The 18395-nt window shown below is 64.2% G+C and carries 15 protein-coding genes; 11 read left to right on the forward strand and 4 right to left on the reverse strand.

Annotated elements, in window-relative coordinates; genetic code table 11:
• The first annotated feature begins 249 nt into the window (after nt 1-249).
• The 7 genes from rpsL (at nt 250) to AB0P23_RS15640 (ending at nt 9004) form a co-directional block, all read left to right on the forward strand.
• Nucleotides 250-624 (forward strand): 30S ribosomal protein S12, encoded by a 375-nt coding sequence (gene rpsL, locus AB0P23_RS15610; RefSeq protein WP_027498160.1) that lies wholly within the window; start codon nt 250-252, stop codon nt 622-624.
• Nucleotide 625: 1 nt separating this feature from the next.
• Nucleotides 626-1096: a 30S ribosomal protein S7 gene (gene rpsG / locus AB0P23_RS15615; RefSeq protein ID WP_003941856.1), complete on the forward strand. Its 471-nt coding sequence runs from the start codon at nt 626-628 to the stop codon at nt 1094-1096.
• A gap of 95 nt (nt 1097-1191) precedes the next feature.
• On the forward strand, nt 1192-3294 hold the full coding sequence (gene fusA / locus AB0P23_RS15620) for an elongation factor G (protein ID WP_206498012.1): 2103 nt from the start codon (nt 1192-1194) through the stop codon (nt 3292-3294).
• Between the two features lie 102 nt (nt 3295-3396).
• The gene (gene tuf / locus AB0P23_RS15625) at nt 3397-4587 is read left to right on the forward strand and encodes an elongation factor Tu (RefSeq protein WP_032365471.1); all 1191 of its coding nucleotides are present in this window, start codon (nt 3397-3399) and stop codon (nt 4585-4587) included.
• 262 nt (nt 4588-4849) lie between these two features.
• Complete coding sequence (locus tag AB0P23_RS15630) at nt 4850-6160, forward strand: 3' terminal RNA ribose 2'-O-methyltransferase Hen1 (protein WP_230595419.1); 1311 nt, start codon at nt 4850-4852, stop codon at nt 6158-6160.
• Nucleotides 6157-8682, forward strand: a complete 2526-nt coding sequence (locus AB0P23_RS15635; RefSeq protein WP_363798138.1) for a polynucleotide kinase-phosphatase — start codon at nt 6157-6159, stop codon at nt 8680-8682. The genes AB0P23_RS15630 and AB0P23_RS15635 overlap by 4 nt, the downstream gene beginning before the upstream one ends.
• A gap of 25 nt (nt 8683-8707) precedes the next feature.
• Entirely contained in the window at nt 8708-9004 is a 297-nt protein-coding gene (locus tag AB0P23_RS15640) for a putative quinol monooxygenase (protein WP_032375417.1), read from the forward strand.
• Nucleotides 9005-9290: 286 nt separating this feature from the next.
• On the opposite strand, the gene AB0P23_RS15645 is transcribed toward AB0P23_RS15640, so the two are convergent.
• Together AB0P23_RS15645 and AB0P23_RS15650 are read right to left on the reverse strand one after the other, a co-directional pair.
• Nucleotides 9291-9842 (reverse strand): hypothetical protein, encoded by a 552-nt coding sequence (locus AB0P23_RS15645; protein ID WP_206498009.1) that lies wholly within the window; start codon nt 9840-9842, stop codon nt 9291-9293.
• Nucleotides 9842-10774, reverse strand: a complete 933-nt coding sequence (locus AB0P23_RS15650; protein ID WP_206498008.1) for a DUF6286 domain-containing Asp23/Gls24 family envelope stress response protein — start codon at nt 10772-10774, stop codon at nt 9842-9844. Before AB0P23_RS15650 ends, AB0P23_RS15645 begins: the two co-directional genes overlap by 1 nt.
• Before the next feature lie 136 nt (nt 10775-10910).
• Between AB0P23_RS15650 and ilvA the strand changes: the two genes are divergently transcribed.
• The 4 genes from ilvA to AB0P23_RS15670 all read left to right on the forward strand — a co-directional run bounded on the left by ilvA (nt 10911) and on the right by AB0P23_RS15670 (nt 17095).
• Nucleotides 10911-12074, forward strand: coding sequence for a threonine ammonia-lyase (gene ilvA / locus AB0P23_RS15655; RefSeq protein ID WP_218828725.1), 1164 nt, complete (start codon nt 10911-10913; stop codon nt 12072-12074).
• Between the two features lie 74 nt (nt 12075-12148).
• Entirely contained in the window at nt 12149-15280 is a 3132-nt protein-coding gene (locus AB0P23_RS15660) for an arabinosyltransferase domain-containing protein (protein WP_206498007.1), read from the forward strand.
• A 55-nt stretch (nt 15281-15335) separates the two neighbouring features.
• Entirely contained in the window at nt 15336-16304 is a 969-nt protein-coding gene (locus tag AB0P23_RS15665) for a daunorubicin resistance protein DrrA family ABC transporter ATP-binding protein (protein WP_032381330.1), read from the forward strand.
• Complete coding sequence (locus AB0P23_RS15670; protein ID WP_027498151.1) at nt 16301-17095, forward strand: ABC transporter permease; 795 nt, start codon at nt 16301-16303, stop codon at nt 17093-17095. Before AB0P23_RS15665 ends, AB0P23_RS15670 begins: the two co-directional genes overlap by 4 nt.
• 68 nt (nt 17096-17163) lie before the next feature.
• Here AB0P23_RS15670 and greA read toward each other — a convergent pair whose 3' ends face one another.
• Both greA and AB0P23_RS15680 read right to left on the reverse strand, forming a co-directional pair.
• Nucleotides 17164-17658, reverse strand: coding sequence for a transcription elongation factor GreA (gene greA, locus AB0P23_RS15675; protein ID WP_027498150.1), 495 nt, complete (start codon nt 17656-17658; stop codon nt 17164-17166).
• A gap of 223 nt (nt 17659-17881) precedes the next feature.
• On the reverse strand, nt 17882-18322 hold the full coding sequence (locus tag AB0P23_RS15680; RefSeq protein WP_027498149.1) for a DUF4307 domain-containing protein: 441 nt from the start codon (nt 18320-18322) through the stop codon (nt 17882-17884).
• Nucleotides 18323-18395: the final 73 nt, after the last annotated feature.

Raw genomic sequence — 18395 nt, forward strand, 5'->3', positions numbered from 1 at the left:
GACCCGAGGCCGCGCCGCCGGGTATCGTTATGGGTCGTGTCCGGCCTGGCCGGACCGTTTGTGTGCCTATGCGAGGTACAGCCGTGCGCACGTTCGTCTCGAGAGCGCGCAACCGGCTGGACGTGTGGGGGTATGCGACACACCCGACCGCGGGGTGCAAGAGACCCGCGGAGACGTCATGGGTGAGGAGCAGTGTTCTCTTGCTCCAACTGCTAGATCCCTGTTTATCGACACGAAGAAAGCCGGTTTATGCCAACGATCAACCAGCTGGTCCGTAAGGGTCGCACCGACAAGGTCGCGAAACTGAAGACCGCTGCCCTCAAGGGCAGTCCCCAGCGCCGTGGTGTGTGCACTCGCGTGTACACCACCACCCCCAAGAAGCCGAACTCCGCTCTCCGTAAGGTCGCGCGCGTTCGCCTGACCACCTCGGTAGAGGTCACCGCGTACATCCCCGGTGAGGGCCACAACCTGCAGGAGCACTCGATGGTGCTCGTTCGCGGCGGTCGTGTGAAGGACCTCCCGGGTGTGCGTTACAAGATCATCCGCGGCTCGCTCGACACCCAGGGTGTCAAGAACCGCAAGCAGGCTCGCAGCCGCTACGGAGCCAAGAAGGAGAAGAGCTGATATGCCACGCAAGGGCCCAGCACCCAAGCGGCCGCTGATCAACGACCCGGTCTACGGATCGCCGTTGGTCACGCAGCTCGTCAACAAGATCCTTCTCGACGGCAAGAAGTCGACCGCAGAGCGCATCGTCTACCAGGCGCTCGAGCAGGCTCGCGAGAAGACCGGCACCGACCCCGTCGTCACGCTCAAGCGTGCACTCGACAACGTCAAGCCGGCCCTCGAGGTTCGCAGCCGACGCGTCGGCGGTGCCACCTACCAGGTGCCCGTCGAGGTTCGTCCCGGCCGCTCCACCACGCTGGCACTGCGCTGGCTGGTCACGTTCTCGCGCGCTCGTCGTGAGAAGACCATGGTCGAGCGTCTGGCGAACGAGTTGCTCGACGCCAGCAACGGCCTCGGTGCCGCTGTGAAGCGCCGCGAAGACACTCACAAGATGGCCGAAGCCAACAAGGCGTTCGCCCACTACCGCTGGTGATCTCCTCGCTCGGGCGGTACTCGGAACTATCCGATACCGCCGGAGCGTTGATCAGCTCAGGCAATACCTCTTCCAACACCAAGGCGGGTTAACTCGTGGCACAGGACGTGCTGACCGACCTCAACAAGGTCCGCAACATCGGCATCATGGCCCACATCGATGCCGGCAAGACCACCACTACCGAACGCATCCTCTTCTACACCGGTATCTCCTACAAGATCGGTGAAGTTCACGATGGCGCAGCCACCATGGACTGGATGGAGCAGGAGCAGGAGCGTGGCATCACGATCACCTCTGCTGCCACGACGTGCTTCTGGAACGACAACCAGATCAACATCATCGACACCCCCGGTCACGTCGACTTCACCGTCGAGGTGGAGCGTTCGCTCCGCGTCCTCGACGGCGCTGTCGCAGTGTTCGACGGCAAAGAAGGTGTCGAGCCGCAGTCCGAGCAGGTGTGGCGTCAGGCCGACAAGTACGACGTGCCGCGTATCTGCTTCGTCAACAAGATGGACAAGCTCGGCGCGGACTTCTACTACACCGTGCAGACCATCATCGATCGTCTCGGTGCCAAGCCGCTGGTCATCCAGCTGCCCATCGGTGCAGAGAACGAGTTCGAGGGCGTCATCGACCTCGTGCAGATGAAGGCTCTCGTGTGGAGTGGCGAGACCAAGCTCGGCGAGAAGTACGAGATCCAGGAGATCCCGGAAAACCTCAAGGAGCGCGCAGACGAGTACCGCACGGTGCTGCTCGAGACCGTGGCCGAGTCCGACGAAGCGCTTCTGGAGAAGCACTTCGGCGGCGAAGAGCTCACGATCGACGAGATCAAGGGCGCCATCCGCAAGATGACGGTCAACAGCGAGCTGTACCCGATCCTGTGTGGATCCGCGTTCAAGAACAAGGGCGTTCAGCCCATGCTCGACGCGGTCATCGACTACCTCCCGTCTCCCCTCGACGTTGCCGAGACCATCGGACACGCCGTCGGCGACGAGGAGAAGGAGATCACTCGCAAGCCGTCCGCAGACGAGCCGTTCGCGGCTCTCGCGTTCAAGATCGCGACGCACCCCTTCTTCGGCAAGCTGACCTACGTCCGGGTGTACTCGGGCAAGGTCGACTCCGGCGCTCAGGTCATCAACTCGACCAAGGGCAAGAAGGAACGTCTGGGCAAGCTGTTCCAGATGCACTCCAACAAGGAGAACGCGATCGCGACCGCGTCTGCCGGTCACATCTACGCCGTCATCGGCCTCAAGGACACCACGACGGGTGACACGCTCTGCGATCCGCAGAACCAGATCATCCTCGAGTCCATGAGCTTCCCGGACCCGGTCATCCAGGTCTCGATCGAGCCCAAGACCAAGTCCGACCAGGAGAAGCTGGGAACAGCCATCCAGAAGCTCGCCGAAGAGGACCCCACGTTCTCGGTGAAGCTGGACGAGGACACCGGCCAGACCGTCATCGGCGGCATGGGCGAGCTCCATCTCGACATCCTCGTCGACCGTATGCGTCGCGAGTTCAAGGTCGAGGCCAACGTCGGCAAGCCGCAGGTTGCGTACCGCGAGACCATCCGCAAGACGGTCGAGAAGCACGACTACACGCACAAGAAGCAGACCGGTGGCTCCGGCCAGTTCGCGAAGGTCATCATCAAGCTCGAGCCTTTCGAGGGCGAAGACGGCGCGACGTACGAGTTCGAGAACAAGGTCAGCGGTGGTCGTGTGCCCAGGGAGTACATCCCCTCGGTCGACGCCGGTGCACAGGACGCCATGCAGTACGGTGTTCTCGCCGGATACCCGCTGGTCAACGTCAAGGTCACACTGCTCGACGGTGCGTACCACGACGTCGACTCGTCGGAGATGGCCTTCAAGGTCGCCGGCTCACAAGCGTTCAAGGAAGCCGCCCGTAAGGCCAGCCCCGTCATCCTCGAACCCGTCATGGCCGTCGAGGTCATCACGCCCGAGGATTACATGGGTGAGGTCATCGGCGACCTGAACTCCCGCCGTGGTCAGATCCAGGCCATGGAGGAACGCAGCGGTGCCCGTATCGTCAAGGCACTGGTTCCGCTGTCGGAGATGTTCGGCTACATCGGAGACCTTCGGTCGAAGACGCAGGGCCGCGCTAACTACTCCATGGTCTTCGATTCGTACGCAGAAGTTCCCGCGAACGTAGCGAAGGAAATCATCGCGAAGGTCAACGGAGAGTAATTCTCTTCGTTTGCTGGACCACGCTCGACCTGTAATAAGTAACAACACATACGCGTGCGTGCCCCGTCGGGGCCCGCACAGATCAGTCCAGGAGGACACACAGTGGCGAAGGCGAAGTTCGATCGGACGAAGCCGCACGTCAACATCGGCACCATCGGTCACGTTGACCACGGTAAGACGACGCTGACGGCTGCAATCACCAAGGTTCTGCACGACAAGTTCCCGGACCTGAACGAGGCCTCGGCTTTCGATCAGATCGACAAGGCTCCGGAGGAGAAGGCTCGTGGTATCACGATCAACATCTCCCACGTCGAGTACCAGACCGACAAGCGCCACTACGCGCACGTCGATGCACCGGGTCACGCCGACTACATCAAGAACATGATCACCGGCGCGGCACAGATGGACGGCGCAATCCTGGTCGTGGCAGCTACCGATGGCCCGATGCCGCAGACCCGCGAGCACGTGCTCCTGGCCCGCCAGGTCGGCGTGCCGTACATCCTGGTCGCACTGAACAAGGCCGACATGGTCGACGACGACGAGATCATCGAGCTCGTCGAGATGGAGGTCCGCGAGCTCCTCGCTTCGCAGGAGTTCGACGAGGACGCACCGGTCATCAAGGTCTCCGCACTCAAGGCACTCGAGGGTGACGAGAAGTGGGGCGAGTCGGTTCTGGAGCTCATGCAGGCCGTCGACGACTCGGTTCCGGACCCCGTCCGTGAGACCGACAAGCCGTTCCTCATGCCCGTCGAGGACGTCTTCACCATCACCGGTCGTGGCACCGTGGTCACCGGACGTATCGAGCGCGGCTCGGTCAACGTCAACGAAGAGGTCGAGATCGTCGGCATCCGCCCCGGCTCGACCAAGACCACCGTCACCGGCATCGAAATGTTCCGCAAGCTGCTCGACTCGGGTCAGGCAGGCGACAACGTCGGCCTCCTCGTTCGTGGCATCAAGCGCGAAGACGTCGAGCGTGGACAGGTCATCATCAAGCCCGGCACCACGACTCCTCACACGGAGTTCGAGGGCAACGCCTACATCCTGTCCAAGGACGAGGGCGGCCGCCACACGCCGTTCTTCAACAACTACCGCCCGCAGTTCTACTTCCGTACCACGGACGTTACGGGCGTTGTGACCCTCCCCGAGGGCACCGAGATGGTCATGCCCGGTGACAACACCGAGATGTCCGTCACGCTGATCCAGCCGGTCGCCATGGATGTCGGCCTGCGTTTCGCAATCCGTGAGGGCGGTCGTACCGTCGGAGCCGGTCGCGTCACGAAGATCATCAAGTGATCTAGCTTCACCCAGCTCTACGAAAGCGGCACCCACCTTTTGGTGGGTGCCGCTTTTGCGTGTGCACGCGACCTCCTCAATGTGCGGCCTCCCTTGTGTGGCCCTCCCGTTGGACGGCCCTCCCGTCGGGATTAATGTGGGTTTCAGTCGCTCAGACTGCAACAAAGTCGCATTGATCCGGCGGGTAGAGGGGAGTACACGACCGAAAAATGGGACGCATCGGACGCGGCTGTCCCGTAACGTCGCTGCGGTGCTACTGACCGTGACTGCAAATGCCACAACCGATTTCCCGGACGCCTCCGATATCGGGTATTTGTTGCACAAGCACCCCGATCGCGTACAGACCCGCAATCTGCCCATGGGTCAGACCACGGTGTTGTATCCCGAGGTCTCGGCAGAGCGGACAACCCTTGCAGTACTGCTCGACGCCACAGACGGCAAGAGTCCGGCTGCATCAGGGCTTGCTGTGGCGTTGTCTCGCCTGTTCAAGCAGACGCTGGCAGGCGTCTGTACCACAAGACCCGAATTGGTCTCTGCAGCAATCGATTTGATCGTCACGATGCCGGCCGCGCCGTCGCGCGGTGCGACTGATCTTGCGCCTCGACTGTTCGGTCCCCTCGGATGGAATGTCGAGGCCACCCCGATCCCACTGGATTCGACGCAGCCGAACTGGGGCGACTCCGAATACGTGGATCTGGTACTCACCGGCACCTTTGCTCTGTCGGCTGCGCTGCGGCACCTGTACGTACTGCTGCCAGTGCTCGACGACACCAAGCACTATTGGGTCGGTGAGGACGAGGCGGACAAACTCGTTCGGGCAGCAGGGGATTGGCTCGGTGATCACCCGGAGTCGTCGTTGATCGCCTCCCGGTATCTGGCGCACCGTCGGGAGCTCGTCGAGTCCGCACTGGATCGTCTGGTCCCGGATGCCCCCGAAGAGGTTGTCATCCCACGGGATCCGACGTTGGCCGAGCAACGACTACATGCGGTGCTGGCTGCACTCGATGCTGCCGGTGCGAAGTCGGTCATCGACATGGGGTGCGGCGAGGGTCGCCTGTTGCGTGAGTTGCTTGCGCACAACACAATCGAGCGGATACTCGGTGCCGACGTGAGTGATCGTGCGCTGGCGAAGGCGCAGCGCAGGCTCCGGCTCGACGAGATGTCGGATCGGCAGCGTGGACGCATCGAACTGCTCCAGTCGTCGGCGACCTATCGCGACGTGCGGTTGCAGGGATTCGACGCGATGGTGCTCATGGAGGTCATCGAGCACATCGACCTCGAACGCCTTCCGGCGTTGGTGCGCTCGGTCTTTCGAGAGGCCCGTCCGAGGACGGTGCTCGTCACCACGCCGAACTCGGAATACAACGTGCTGTACCCGGGCCTCGACGCCGGGGCCTTTCGGCACGTCGATCACCGATTCGAGTTCACCCGTGCCCAATTCGAGCAGTGGGCAACGTCGGTGGCGGACGCACACGCCTACACCGTTCGCTTCGACCGCATCGGACCCGTCGACGACGTGCTCGGCAGCCCTACCCAGATCGCGCTATTCACCAGAGAGGAGCAGTCCCAGTGAGTACCTACGAGATTCCGGACCTGTCCCTCGTCGTCCTCGTCGGCATCAGTGGATCGGGGAAGTCCTCCTTCGCTGCAGACCGGTTCGGCCCGTACGAAACCGTGTCGAGTGATGCCTGTCGAGGGATGGTCAGCAACGACCCCAACCTGCAGAGCGCCACGAAGGACGCGTTCGCGCTCCTGGAATTTCTCGTCGCAACCAGGCTGCGGGCCGGTCTGCTCACCGTCGTCGACGCCACCAACGTGCAACCGGCGGCTCGCAAGGCCCTGATCGCCTTGGCTCGTGAGCACGATGTCCTGCCGGTTGCCGTGGTGCTCGACGTGCCGGAACCGGTCTGCGCACAGCGCAACGCGGACCGCAGCGACAGGACGTTCGGCCGAGACGTGCTGCGCCGCCAGCAGTCCCAGTTGCAGCGCTCGATGCGAGGGCTGTCCAAAGAAGGCTTTCGCTCGGTTCATGTCCTCGACGGTGTCGACGCGGTGGCGTCGGCGACGTTCGTTCGTACCCCGCTGCGTAGCGACCGCCGGGAGCTTTCCGGGCCTTTCGATGTGATCGGCGACATTCACGGATGTCTGTCGGAGCTCGAAAGCCTGCTCACGACTTTGGGTTACACGCTCGAGCGCGACGCAGACGGTAGGGCAGTCGGTGCAACGCCGCCGGAGGGTCGAACGGCGGTGTTCGTCGGGGACTACGTCGACCGTGGGCCGGATTCGGTCGGTGTGCTGCGGCTCGTGATGGGGATGGTGGCAAACGGCGCAGCACTGGCAGTTCCGGGCAATCACGAGAACAAGCTCGTCAAGGCGCTGCGAGGTCGGAAAGTCACTGCCTCACACGGTTCGGCCGAGACACTCGAGCAGCTCGACGGCGAGACCGACGAGTTCCGCCGCGAGGTGCTCGAATTCTGTGATGGTCTCGTCGCACACCTGGTGCTCGACGGCGGAAGACTCGTCGTTTCGCACGCGGGGTTGATCGAGAAGTACCACAACCGCGCGTCGGGCCGAGTGCGCAGCTTCGCCCTGTACGGCGACACCACCGGCGAGACCGACGAATTCGGGCTGCCGGTGAGGTATCCGTGGGCTCAGGACTATCGCGGGTCGGCGACTGTGCTGTACGGACACACTCCCGTGCCGGAGGTGCAGTGGGAGAACAACACTGCGTGTCTGGACACGGGGTGTGTCTTCGGCGGCAAGTTGACGGCGCTGCGGTATCCGGAGCGTGAGGTCGTCTCGGTGCCGGCGGAGCAGGTCTGGTACGAGCCGACCCGGCCGCTGGGCGGGTTCGTTCGGGAGTCGTCGTCGCTGGATCTGTCGGACGTCATCGGACCGACCGGAGTGGAGACTGCGCTGCGTGGGCGTGTGTCGATTCGGCCGGAGAATGCCGCGGGCGCATTGGAAGTGATGAGCCGGTTCGCCTTGGCTCCGCAGTGGCTGCACTACCTTCCGCAGACGATGGCACCGAGTCGTACCTCGGAACGAGAGGGTTATCTCGAGTACCCGACGGAGGCATTCGACGCGTATCGGGCGCTCGGTGCGTCGACGGTGATCTGCGAGGAGAAGCACATGGGCTCGCGGGTGGTCGTCGTGGTGTGTCGCGATGCCGACACCGGTCGGGCGAAGTTCGACGCTCCCGACGGTGTCCTCGGCACCGCGTACACGCGGACCGGTCGGCCGGTGTTCGACGAGACCGTGACCGGGGTGCTGATCGCTGGGGTGGCCGACGCTCTGGAGGGGGCCGGCGTGTGGGACGAATTGTCCTCGCACTGGCTGGTTCTCGACTGCGAACTGATGCCGTGGTCCGCCAAGGCGGAGGGCCTGATCAAGTCCGAGTATGCGGCACCTGCGGCCGTGTCCCGGGCGAATCTCGAGGCCGAGGAGTCGGTGCTCGCTCGGGCGGCCTCGCGCGGCCTGGCCGTGTCCGAACTGCAGGAACGGAACGTGAGTCGGCAGCGCAACCTCGCCGAGTTCACTGCTGCGTATCGGCGGTACAGCTGGCCGACGGATGGACTGGCAGGCGTCAGCCTCGCCCCGTTCCAGCTGTTGGCCTCCGACGCAGGCACGTATGCGGACCGCCCGCACGAATGGCACCTTGCACTGGCCGATCGACTGGTGGCCACTGCGCCGAAGCTGTTCACGACGACACGTCGAATCGAGGTCGATCTGGCATCGTCGGATTCGGTTGCGGCAGGGGAGAGATGGTGGGAGGAGTTGACGGCACAGGGCGGTGAGGGAATGGTCGTCAAACCGGCGGCCAACATGCCGCGCGGAAAGATGCAGCCCGGCATGAAGGTTCGTGGCCGGGAGTACCTGCGGCTGATCTACGGTGCGGATTACACCGACCCGAATCGACTCACTGCACTGCGTAACCGAAACGTGGGACACAAGCAGTCGATGGCTCTGCGCGAATACGCGTTAGGAATGGAGGCACTGGACAGATCGATTCGCGGTGAGCCGCTCTTTTCCATCCACCAGGCCGTGTTCGCGGTACTCGCTCTGGAATCGGAGCCGGTGGACCCGCGGTTGTAGGTGCCTGCGGCGTTAGTATGAGGCGATGACCATCAGACTCGTTGTATCCGTGGAGACGAAGGCCGGTCTCGGCGAACGCCAGGTTCAGGCGTTCGCCGAGTTGGCACCACTGGTTCGAGCGGAATCGGGTTGTCTCCAGTACGACCTGCACCGAGTCGTCGGCACCGAGGATGAATTTGTGATCCTCGAACACTGGGAGTCAGCGGAGGCCTTAGCAGGCCACGACGATGCGCCGCACATGGTCGAGGCGGATGCCGCTAACAAACAGTTTCGGGCGGGACCTGCTCGAGTGCTGATCATCGAAGGCGCAGCAGTCCGTTAGACCGCGAGTGCTGCGCCCGCCCCGGCTGGGATCAATGTGGATTTCAGTCACTCAGAATGCAACAAAGGCGCATTGATCCGAACGGGGGAGGGCTACGGCACTAGTTTCGGGGCGACGAAAACGGAGTGATTCCGGCACCGATGGGTGCGGCAATTGCCGCGGTCACCGCTATGGATGCCCAGAAGGTGGTCTCCGAATGCCACCGGGACAGAGAGGGGCATTCCGCCGGACCATCGCTCGAATCTGCTACGCGTCGATGCCGTCATGGATCCACCGTAACGTGACGTCAGGTCCGTTTGTCGATGTGCAGTTGGACGCGTGTCGCCACGTCCGCGCCGCCAAGCGACCGCGCCACGAACGCGGCGCGGGACTCAGCTTCGGCGGTGAAGCCGACGACGTCGAAATCGGCTGCAGCATAGACCAATACGGTGATGGTGGGCATACCTCGGTCGTCGATGGCAGTTCCCCTGGCCCGTCTTACGCCAGGGAACTGCGCCAACTCCGCGGCCACGCCCGACGCGATCGCACTCAGGTCCACATGCGCCGAGAAGTGTGGCTCCTCGATAACGCTCGCCGTTCCGGTCGTGCGTGGTGAGAAGTTGCCGATCAACAACACCAGCGCCGCGACGACGGCCACCGCGACGACGATTGCCAGAGTCGGTACCCACCAACCCTGCTGCGGCAGTTCGGCAATACGAGCACGCTCGAAGCGAGAGAGCGTCTCCCGTGCCCACGGAACGTCGTACTGCCACGCAAGTGCGATTCCGCCACCGGCGAGCAGAGCGGCTCCCGCGATGACGGCAACGACTCGATCCAGTCCGGCGACAAAGGTTTTCACTACGACACCCGTGTCGGTTGCGACACCGAGTGCTGCACCGTCAGACGCCGCCCACCCGCGGCGACGGACAGTAACGGACCGAGGGCAGCGCGCACGGCAGCGTCGGCAGTGTCCGGAGAAACAGCTCGATCTCGCTGCACCCGGACCTCGATCTTCCTGCGTGTGACGACGGTATGCGCGTCCACGACTCCGCGGGTGGACTGCGCTGCAGCACTGCACAATCGAGCGATGTCGGTCGGCGTGGCCCAGACGGTGGGTGTCGGGCCGCCCAATCCCGAATGAGTTCTCGTCCGAGGTTTGACGCCCGGAAAGACGAAGAGTGCACCGACGACGATCGATCCGACGGCGGGCGCGATCAACCACCCCTGCCAGTGCAGTTGCGAAACCCAGTGCACGGCATCGGCAATCCATGGACTGCCGACGATGTGTCCCTGAGCGATGAAGAATTCGCGGCCGGCTACGAACGCCACGGCGAGGAGGGCGAACCCGAACACCAGCGCCACCGGCATCGCCGCGGGACCGGCCGTGGGTGGTCGAGGTGAAACCACCGCAGCAGCAACATCATCGGTGGCAACGTCGGGCCCGCGCGCCGAACGGTCCAGCGCGGTATCCGACACCAGCACGTTCACCCGATGCACGTGCACGCCGGTCATCGTCGCCAGTGCGGCCTCGACGGTGCGGTGAACCGACTCGGTCACGTCGGTGATCTGCGAGGGCCAGCGCACTCCGATGTAGAGGTTGACCGAGACGGTGTCCTCTCCGAGGGTGACGTCGGCTCGGGGAAGTTCGCGGCCGGTCAAACGCGACATGCCGCCGGTGGTGCGGGTGACCCGAGGGTCCTTCGATGCCGCCGCGATGGCCGTTCTCGACAGCGCACGGTGTTTGATCTCCAGACTTCCGCGCGACTCGTCGTGGGCACTGTGGTGTTGCACTCCACAACTGTAGTGACGCGGTGCACCTCGGCCGGATCGGCGGCGCAATTCTTCCTGGCATACTGCGGTTGTGTCGGAAATCGTTCGGGTGACCACGTCGGATATTGCCTCGGCCGAGGCGTTGCTGGAGCCGGTCATGCGCCGGACGCCGGTGGTCGCGTCACGGATTCTGTCCGACCTGACCGGTCACGAGGTGCGCCTCAAATGCGAGAACCTGCAGCGCACCGGATCGTTCAAGCCGCGCGGGGCGTACAACCGCATCGCCAGGCTCGACGCCGACCAGCGAGCCCGAGGCGTGGTGGCGGCCAGCGCAGGCAACCACGCTCAAGGTGTCGCGTGGGCCGCGTCGCAGGTGGGGATCACCTCGACGGTGTTCATGCCGGTCGGAGTGTCGCTGCCCAAACTCGTCGCCACCAAGGCGTACGGCGCGACGGTTCATCTGGTGGGCAATACCGTCGACGAGGCTCTGACGTCGGCACGGGAATTCGCCGACCGTACCGGTGCCACGCTCATCCACCCGTTCGATCATCTCGATATCGTGGCCGGGCAGGCGACGCTCGGAACCGAACTGCTGCAGCAGATGCCGGACGTCGGCACCATCGTGATTCCCACCGGCGGCGGGGGACTGTTGGCGGGTGTCGCCGCTGCGGTGAAGCTGACGAGACCGGACGTCAGGGTTATCGGCGTGCAGGCCGAGGGCGCGGCCGCGTGGCCGGCGTCGTTGGAGGCGGGCCACCCGATCGCGCTGACGTCGATGTCGACGATGGCCGACGGCATCGCCGTCGGTCTCCCCGGATCGGTGCCGTTCGATCACGTGCAGGGCTGGGTCGACGACGTCGTCACCGTCAGTGAGGACGCGCTGTCGCGCGCCTTGGTGCTGTGTATCGAGCGAGCGAAGCTCATCGTCGAACCGGCGGGTGCCGCTGCGGTGGCAGCGCTCATGACGCACTCGGCCGAGGAATTGGGTCTGACGGGGTCGGTGTGCGCGGTGCTGTCGGGCGGAAACATCGATCCACTGCTACTCACTCATGTCATCACCCACGGGCTTCGGGCCGGTGGACGTTATCTGGCCGTGCGGGTGACGATTTCGGATAAGCCCGGCGGACTCACCGGCGTCCTGGGGGTCGTGCGCGACGCCGGTGCGAGTGTCGTCGACGTCGTGCATTCCCGCACCGGCGGACGTCTGGGTCTCGAGGAAGTCGACGTCATGTTGACCGTCGAGACCCGCGGACCCGATCACCGCGGCACGGTTCTCGACGCCCTGGGCGCAGCGGGATATGCGGTGCAGGTCGAGAACTGACGGCCGGGTTCACACAGGTCGCACTGGTACCTTGATCAGCGACCTGGACCAGGACATCGGTGGGAGAAGTTTGCATGGCACGGCTCGTCGCGATCGTTTCCGCACTGGTGGGAATCCTGCTGACGATCTCGATACCGCTGTTGCCGATCGAACAACAACAGTCGTCGTTGACCTGGCCGCAGAGCGAGACCGTCGGCAATGTCGAGGCTCCGCTCGTCGGCTACACCCCGATCAGCGTCGACGCGACCGTCCCGTGTGCGGCCGCGGCTGATCTCTCCGACGGCGGCCTGTTGCTGTCCACCTCGCCCAAGGGATCGCCCGACGCCTATCGCTATGGTCTTGTCGCCGAGGTGACCGGCGGCGAGGCGTCGCAACTGAAGGTGACGCTGCGCGATTCGGTTCTGCTCGAGAAGCCGGTCGCGGAACTGAGCCCATCGACCGCGGGCGACTGCTCGCTGACGATCACCTCGAACGGCACCGCGACCACTGTCGGACTGACCGGTGACGACACCGTCTCCCGCGAGGGCGACGTGCGGCCCCAGCTGGTCGGAGTGTTCAGTGATCTGCAGGGCAACGTTCCCGGTCTGCAGCTGCAGGCCGAGCTGGACAGTAGGTTTTCTTCCACGCCCAGCGCGCTCAAGTGGTTCGCGATGATCGTCGGAGTGCTCACCGCGGGAATCTCGTTGGTGGCCCTGCACCGCCTCGACCTGTCCGATGGCCGCCGCGCCCGCCGGTTCCTGCCGCGTCGCTGGTGGAGCTTCGGGCCGGCCGACGCGGTGGTGATCGGGACGCTGCTGGTGTGGCACGTCATCGGCGCGAACACCTCCGACGACGGCTATCAACTGGGCATGGCACGCACGGCCGACCACGCCGGATACATGGCCAACTACTTCCGTTACTTCGGGGTGCCCGAAACACCGTTCGGCACACCGTTGTACGACATGTTCACCCTCCTCTCGCACGTGTCGACGGCCAGTGTGTGGATGCGGATCCCGACGCTGATCTGCGGCGTCGTCGTCTGGCTCGTCCTCAGTCGTGAGGTGATCCCGCGGTTCGGTGCCGCTGCCCGCGCGTCGAAAACTGCGTTGTGGACCGGCGGGCTGGTGATGCTGGCGTTCTGGTTGCCGTACAACAACGGTCTGCGCCCGGAGCCGTTCGTGGCTCTGGGCGTGTTGCTGACGTGGTGTTCGGTGGAGCGGTCCATCGCGACACGGCGACTGCTGCCTGCGGCAGCGGCGATTCTGATCGCCGCGTTGACTGTCACGTGCGCACCGTCGGGCTTCATCTGTTTCGCGCCACTGATTGCCGGTGCCCGGCCGGTGATTCAGATCGTCGTCGGCCGCGCCCGCGCGTTCGGCACCACTACACTCGGCGCGGCAACACTGCTCGCCCCGCTGGTGGCGTCGGGCACGGTGGTACTCGTCTTCGCGTTCGGAAATCAGACCGTGGCCGGGATGCTCGAGATGCAGCGGGTGCACACTGCGGCCGGGCCGAGCCAGGCGTGGTTCGAGGAGTACCTGCGCTACCAGTGGCTGATGAACATGGACATCGACGGCTCGCTGGCGCGCCGCTTCGGGGTGTTCGTCATGGTCGTCTCGCTGATCGCGGTGGTGATCGCGATGCTGCGCAAGGGCGGCAAGATTCCCGGCACCGCCACCGGGCCCGCTCGACGCATCGTCGGCATCACCGTCGGGGCCATGGCATTGATGATGATCACCCCCACCAAGTGGACGCATCACTTCGGCGTGTTCGCCGGGCTCGCGGCCTCGGTTGCGGTGCTCGCGGCCGTGGCGACCGGCGCAGCGGTGCTCCGTTCGCGGCGCAACCGGTTGCTGTTCGCGGCGGCCGTGTCGTTCCTGACGGCGGTCGCCTTCACCGGAACCAACGGCTACTGGTACGTCTCGGCGTGGGGAGTTCCGTTCTGGGACAAGCCGATTCTGGTGGCCGGTCTCGGCGTCTCGACGATGTTCCTCGGCCTGACGGTACTGCTGTTGCTCGCCGCCGTGTGGTTCCATCTGCGTGCGCCGTACGTCCGCGCCGACAAGCCGATGGCGCGATGGTGGTCGGTGCCACCGATCGCCGTGGCCGCAGGTCTGATGGTGCTGCTGGCCGTGGCATCGATGGCCAAGGGTGCGGTGGCTCAGTGGCCGTCGTACTCGGTCGCGAAATCGAACCTGTCGGCGCTGGCCGGCAACACGTGTGGACTTGCGAACGACGTGCTGCTCGAGACGAACCCCAATGCCGATGTGCTGCAACCGGTCAGCGGCGACGCCTTCGCTGCTCTCGGGGCCGAGAACGACGGTTTCACCCCGGACGGGGTTGCGCGGGACCTCACCGCAGACAAGGAATCCTCGGCGTCGGGCACCTCGAACACCGTCGACACCGAGGATCAGCAACAGCCGACGTCGACCACCGGAGCCGGAACCGGGGGCAGTGCACTGCCGTACGGCCTCGACCCTGCGACCGTGCCGGTACTGGGGTCGTTCGGATCGGACACTCCCGCCACCCTGACCACCGGCTGGTACGCGCTGCCCGCCGATCCCGGTCAGCTCGTCTCCATTGCCGCGGCCGGACGCATCCGCTCGGTGAACTCCGACGGCATCGTCACCTACGGCCAGAACCTCGAACTCGAGTACGGAGTGGACGGCCGGGCGCAGGGGCGGGTGACGCCCATCGACATCGGCCCGACGCCGTCGTGGCGCAACCTGCGGGTGCCGATGGACCTGATTCCCGCCGGCAGCAACATGATTCGTTTGGTATTGAGTGACACCGACCGCGACCCCGACCAGTGGCTCGCGGTCACCCCGCCGCGGGTGCCGCGTACCCAGACGTTGAACGAGGTCGTCGGTCGCGAGAATCCCGTGCTGCTGGACTGGGAGGTGGGCTTCAACTTTCCGTGTCAGCATCCGTTCGATCACCGACTCGGGGTTGCCGAAGTTCCGCAGTACCGGGTGTTGCCGGACCGCAGCGGTGCCGTCATCACCAACGCATGGCAGGACCATTTCGGCGGCGGCCCGCTCGGATGGATCGATGTCGTTGCCTCGGCCCGCACCATCCCGTCGTACCTGGACGGGGACTGGGATCGTGACTGGGGATCGATCGAGCAGTACACACCGTACGACCGATCGGCTGAGCCGGCGAAGATCACAGCAACCGAGATCCAGCGTTCCGGCCTGTGGACGCCCGGTCCCATCAAAACCGGTTAATCTCTACGCGTTCGGAAGTCCTTATACCGACAGTGGAAGAAACGGGGAGAGGGCCATGGCGAACGCTATAGAAGTAGAGAACCTGGTACTTCGGTACGGGAAGAACGTCGCGCTCGACGGGATCGATTTCACGGTTCCCGAGGGCACGGTGCTCGGTGTGCTCGGCCCCAACGGTGCGGGCAAGACGACGGCGGTGCGGATCCTGGCCACTCTGCTGCAGGCAACGTCCGGTTCGGCGCGGGTGTTCGGGCTCGATGTGGCCAAGCAGGCCAACGAGGTTCGGGGAACTATCGGCCTGACCGGTCAGTTCGCGGCTGTGGACGAGTATCTGACCGGGTACGAAAATCTGGAGATGGTCGGCAGACTGTTCGGGCTGCGCAAGGCCGAGGCCAGGAAACGCGCCGACGAGCTGCTGAGCAGATTCGACCTGGAATATGCACGCGACCGCACCGCCAAGCAGTACTCCGGAGGTATGCGTCGCCGACTCGACATCGCGGCCAGTCTGATCGGCAGGCCACGGGTGGTGTTCCTCGACGAACCCACCACCGGTCTCGACCCCCGCAGCCGAATCACGATGTGGGAGTTCATCGCAGATCTCGTCCGTGACGGAACGACGATCCTGTTGACGACGCAGTACCTCGAGGAGGCGGACCGGCTCGCCGATTCGATCATCGTGCTCAACAAGGGCAAGATCATCGCGCGCGGCACCGCCGACGAGCTGAAGGCCCAAACGGGCGGCGAGCGAATCGAATTCGTGCTCACGGACCGATCTCAGGCCGATCGTGCCAAGGAGATCCTGACCCCGATCGGCGTCGAGCCGCCCACCCTGGACGAACAGGTGGGACGGATCGTCATGCCGGTCAACGGTGGATCGAAGGATCTGTCCACGGCGTTGAGTCATCTGGAAGCTGCAGGGATCGGGGTGGTCGACGTCGGTCTGCGACGGCCGAACCTCGACGATGTGTTCCTGTCTCTGACCGGTCAGACCACCGGCGAGCCCGAGGCTGCGGAGGAAGAGAAATGAGCAACGTTCTCCTGGATTCGGCGATCATCACCAAGCGAAACCTGATCAAGCTCAAGCGAGTTCCCGATCTGCTGTTCTTCGCAACGCTGTCACCGATCATGTTCGTGCTGTTGTTCGCCTATGTCTTCGGCAGTGCCATCGACGTACCCGGTATCGACTACAAGAGCTTCCTGATGGGCGGCATCTTCGTTCAGACGATGATCTTCGGTGCGTCCATCACCGGATCCTCACTGGCCGAGGATCTGCAGAAGGGCGTCATGGATCGCTTCCGGTCGCTGCCGATGGCGCGATCTGCCGTCGTCATCGGGCGGACGGCCGCCGACGTCGGCAACAACGTCGTCACCATCACGATCATGTCCATCACCGGACTCATCGTGGGCTGGCGCATCACGTCGTCGTTCTTCGACGCTCTGCTCGGTTACGTGCTGTTGCTGTTGTTCGCGTACTCGATTTCGTGGGTGATGGCGCTGGTAGGACTGATCGTGCGCTCCCCGGAGATCTTCAACAACGCGTCGTTCATCGTGATCTTCCCGCTCACGTTCATCGCGAACACCTTCGTGCCGATCGACAACTTCCCGAGCGTGCTCAAGACCATCGCGGAATGGAACCCCATCTCGTCGGTGACCCTGGCCGTGCGTGAGCAGTTCGGCAACACCAATCCGATGGCCCCACCGCCCGAGGTGTGGCCGTTGCAGAACCCGGTTCTTTACACGTTGATCTGGGTCGTGGTGATGCTCGTGGTGTTCGTGCCGCTGTCGGTCCGCAAGTACCAGAAGACGATGACTGCCTGAGATCGTCCGAAACGACAACACCCCCGGCCGCTGAGCGACCGGGGGTGTTGTTCGAGAAAGGGCTCGAATCAGGTGTGGTACGGCTCTGCGCTGACCAGCGTGACCTTCATGGTCTTGCCGTTGGGCAGGGTGTACTCGCGGGTGTCGCCGACCTTCGCGTCGATGAGCGATCCACCCAGCGGGGACGCGGGGGAGTACACCTCGAGCTTGCTGTCGCGGGCACCCTCTTCGCGGGTGGCGATCAGGAAGGTCTCGGTGTCGGACTCGTCGCCGTCGTAGTAGACCTTCACGACGGATCCGGGCAGAGCCACGCCCGACTGGGTGGGCGCCTCGCCGACCTTCGCGTTGTTGAGCAGTTCCTGCAGCTGACGAATGCGTGCTTCCTGCTGGCCCTGCTCCTCGCGCGCAGCGTGGTAGCCGCCGTTCTCCTTCAGATCGCCCTCTTCGCGACGCTCGTTGATCTCGGCGGCGATGACGGGGCGATTGGAAATGAGCTGGTCGAGTTCGCTCTTGAGCCTGTCGTGTGATTCCTGGGTAAGCCAGGTCACCTGGGTCTCGGTCATCTCGATCACTCCCTCGTAGTCGGAATCTCGAGTTCGATTCCGGTTTCTAGGCGGTAGGGCACGCAACGAAGAGGGGACTCCAATGGATGGATCCCCTTGGTCGGCCCGCATCCTGGAGCCGTCGACATCGTTGACGCAGGTAACCCTGCCCGCAATGCAGCAATACACGGCACCTGTGCGGCAGCCGTGTACGACCCGAGCTTACCACGAACAGGCTCTTCGCCTATCGGGCTCGTAAATACTCGGGAACATCGAGGCTGCAGCCGTACACGTCTCCGACGGCGGGTGGGGACGACGTCGTCACGTCGGTGGTGAGCTCCACCGTGGTCGAGGAGGACTCCGGTGGGATGTACACCTCGCGCCGTCCCGTCTCGGAACCGTCGCGAGAACGAGCGCGGACGATGCACACCGCCGGCTGCTCCGGGTTCTCTCGGGTGACGCTGAATCGGATCGACATCGTGCTCTCGTCGACGATGTCGAACGAAAGCTGGCTGCCTTCGACGGGCTTGACCGAGAATTTCGTGTACGCGTAGTAGGCCACGCCGAGCCCGACCAGCAGGACCAGTGCCACCAGTGCGATCTTCGTCGCACGTTTCGGAGCTCGCCGAATGCCGCTCGGACCGGAACCCGACGGGTATCTACCTGCGGGAAGTGCGTTGGTCATGTCAGCTCTCGGAGTGAAATCGGGGGTGCCGCTGGGGGCATGTCGGCGTCAGGTGGAACTATAGGGCAGGCAA

It is taken from the genome of Rhodococcus sp. NPDC077669 (assembly GCF_040686915.1).
Classification (GTDB): domain Bacteria; phylum Actinomycetota; class Actinomycetes; order Mycobacteriales; family Mycobacteriaceae; genus Rhodococcoides; species Rhodococcoides fascians.